Annotated in this window: 1 protein-coding gene; it reads left to right on the top strand. The window is 57.9% G+C overall.

All coding sequences use genetic code 11. The features are described 5' to 3' along the window. The coding region (locus tag ACDZ94_RS23650) for a hypothetical protein (RefSeq protein ID WP_432751601.1) at positions 1 to 218 on the top strand (218 nt) is incomplete at its 5' end. Between the last annotated feature and the right edge of the window lie 3 nt (positions 219 to 221).

Raw genomic sequence — 221 nt, forward strand, 5'->3', positions numbered from 1 at the left:
GGCTGTACTCGGTCAATGTGGGAGCTGGCTTGTCGGACCGCCGAACCGCTGCGATGGCATCAACTCGGTGTACTTGGTGGACCGAGGTGTCTGCATCGCAGGCAAGCCAGCTCCCACAGAAAAGCAGTTCTGCTTCTGATCTGCCCCTGCTGTGCTTTTGCCCTGCTTTTGCTTCAACCACTCAGGTCGGCTTTCAGGCCGCCGTGCTCTGCTTTTGATCT

This window comes from Pseudomonas sp. UBT, from assembly GCF_050915955.1.
Taxonomy (GTDB): domain Bacteria; phylum Pseudomonadota; class Gammaproteobacteria; order Pseudomonadales; family Pseudomonadaceae; genus Aquipseudomonas; species Aquipseudomonas antarctica_A.